4 protein-coding genes are annotated in these 2,759 nt (G+C 33.2%); all 4 read left to right on the top strand.

Annotated features, from left to right (window positions below):
- A partial coding sequence (locus SOY52_RS00850; protein WP_320847092.1) for a hypothetical protein occupies positions 1 to 302 on the top strand: 302 nt, incomplete at its 5' end.
- Positions 303 to 361: 59 nt separating this feature from the next.
- Entirely contained in the window at positions 362 to 1,093 is a 732-nt protein-coding gene (locus tag SOY52_RS00845; protein ID WP_320847091.1) for a DUF5058 family protein, read from the top strand.
- A 12-nt stretch (positions 1,094 to 1,105) separates the two neighbouring features.
- Positions 1,106 to 1,780, top strand: coding sequence for a hypothetical protein (locus tag SOY52_RS00840; RefSeq protein WP_320847090.1), 675 nt, complete (start codon positions 1,106 to 1,108; stop codon positions 1,778 to 1,780).
- Positions 1,777 to 2,759: M20/M25/M40 family metallo-hydrolase (locus tag SOY52_RS00835; RefSeq protein WP_320847089.1), on the top strand; the 983-nt coding region annotated here is incomplete at its 3' end. The genes SOY52_RS00840 and SOY52_RS00835, both read left to right, overlap by 4 nt.

The raw sequence follows: 2,759 nt of genomic DNA, 5'->3' as shown, positions 1-2,759 counted from the left end.
CTATTGGAGGCTTCAAAACAGGTCTATTAATGCAAATAGTAAATGTAAAAGTACTTCTTCTTTGTGTTAGTGCTCAATCAACATACATAATTACACTTAATAAATCACAAGGTGTAAAATTGCTATTAGTATTATTAATTCCACTATGCTGTTTTTTATGTGGTTTAGTATGGGCAGTTGCAGGATCACTAATTAGTAGTTTTTATAAAAAGCACAATAAAATGATGAATATTATTTTCTCATCTTCTCTTTTTCTTTTGGCAATAAGAGCACTATTTGTTTTTTTTAATTCATTAAAATAGTCTTATTATTTCTTTTTTGACATTTTTTATGTATAGTGTCCATAATAAGGAGTTTAATTATGAGTTACTTACAATTAGCTAATTCATTTCCAATGTACTTGATTGTTGGAATAATTCTTTTATTTATAGCTAGCACATGTATAGTATTTATGCGAAAAAGCTATAAAGCAGGCTTGAAAATTGGAATGGATAGAAAGATTTTAAATGGTGCTATAACTTCATCTGCGGCATTTACAATCCTTCCTTCAGTATCAATACTACTTGGTGTTATAGCTCTTTCTGGGTCCCTTGGAGTTCCTGCATCATGGTTAAGACTTTCAGTTGTAGGAAACTTACAATATGAAGCAACAGTTGCAAATATTGCAGCTGAGAATATGGGTACTAAACTCGATTCATCTGTTTTAACAATGAATAATCTTGTAACGATACTACTTGTAATGATAGTTGGTATTATTTGGGGGTGTTTACTAACAATATTTACATTAAAAAGCTACTCATCAAAACTCAAGTTATCACAAAGCAGTAAGAAATCATCAAATGGTGGATTTGCGAATTTCGCAATGACAGGTATGATGATTGGACTTTGTGCTACATTTGTAGGCTCATACATCGCTACCGCATTTGTTAAAGCAAATGCTACACCATTAATTACCCTACTAGTCTCAGGATTGTTTATGGCCCTCTTTGATTTTCTATCAAAGAAGTATTCAACATCTTGGCTTGAAAACTTTTCTCTATCGCTTGCAATGCTTGCAGGAATGGTTTCAGCAGTAATTGTTAACTTATTTTAAGGAGGGATAAATATGAATGAAGAATTTAATTTTGAAGAATATCAAAATGAGATACATAGAACTGGTAAAACCATGCTTTCAATTGGTGTAATCATGCTCCTATCATGTCCATTTATGATGGCATATGTAACAGGAAGTACAATTGAATGGCCTGCATTTTTTAAAGCAATAGTATCTGTATTAATTGTATATATCCCATCATGTATTGTTGAGTATTTAATCTATGTTCCACTACTTGGTTCAGGTGCTTCTTATTTAACATTTTTAACAGGAAACATTACAAACTTAAAACTTCCTTGTGCATTTAACTCAAGAGATATGGCTGGGGCAAAAGTAGGTAGCACAGAAAATGAAATTATTTCAACACTCTCTGTTGCTACAAGCTCACTTGTAACTATGTTAGTAATTTTTCTTGGAGTATTATTACTAATTCCACTAACACCAATACTTCAAAACCCAGTAATCAAACCTGCTTTTGATAACGTACTTCCTGCCCTATTTGGAGCTCTTGGTTATCAATACTTTAAGAAAAGTATAAAGATAACAGTTTTTCCTCTCTCATTTATGGTATTATTATGTTTAATTGTTCCATCTATGATTAATCAAACAAGCTTCTTATTAATTGCATGTGGAGCAATTGCAATTGGACTAAGTTACGTATTTTTCAAAAAAGGAATGTTAAAATGAAATATGAAGAAAAGCTATCAAAGATGATTCAAGTCGAAACTGTAAGTGTTAGAGGAGAATTAAATCTTGAGAAGTTTGAAGCATTTCAGAGTGTATTAAGAGAACTCTTTCCAAATGTATTTAAAACTATGGAATTTAAATCTTTTGATGGAGCTATGCTTTTAAAGTGGAAAGCTGACAAACCAACCAATGACCCTATTTTATTCATGAGTCATCAAGATGTTGTTGAAGCAACTGGAAAATGGACTTACCCTCCTTTTTCTGGGAAAATTGTTGATGGGAAAGTTTGGGGACGTGGTACAGTAGATACAAAGGGTGCACTATTTTGTATTTTCCAATCCCTTGAAGAATTAATTTCTGAAGGCTATAGACCAAATGTAGATGTATATATTGCTTCTTCAAATACTGAAGAGATAGCAGGTGATGGTGCTCCAAAAATTGTTAAATACTTACAACAGCAAAATGTACACTTACAGTTTTTAATCGATGAAGGTGGTATGATCAAAGCTGAACCTCTTAAGGGTGCTAAGGGTCGTTTTGCTATGATCGGAACACTTGAAAAAGGTACATGTAATTTCAAGTTTATCGCAAAGGGTAAAGGAGGACATGCATCTGTTCCTGGCAAAAACACTCCACTTGTACGACTTGGACAATTCATGGCCTCAGTAGAGAAAGATGATCCATTTGAAGCTAAATTGAATGATACCACAATTGAAATGTTTAGGCGCCTTGGACCAACTATTGATGGCCCTCTTGGCTTTGTACTACGCCATGCAAAGGGCTTATCACCAATACTTAATAAAGTACTTCCTAAAGTAAACCCTCTTGCTACGGCAATGATAAAAACTACAATGGCATTTACTACTTGTGCAGGTTCAAATGGATTAAATGTACTACCTGAAACAGCGTATGTTACTGGTAACTCAAGAGTAATTCATCACCAGGATGCAGATGAAACTTATAGAATTATTAGTGAGAG

The organism is Bullifex sp. (assembly GCF_034103065.1).
In the GTDB taxonomy this organism is placed as follows: Bacteria; Spirochaetota; Spirochaetia; order Sphaerochaetales; family Sphaerochaetaceae; genus Bullifex.
Note: the sequence above shows the minus strand (reverse complement) of the source record. Positions and strands in the feature narration are given on the sequence as shown.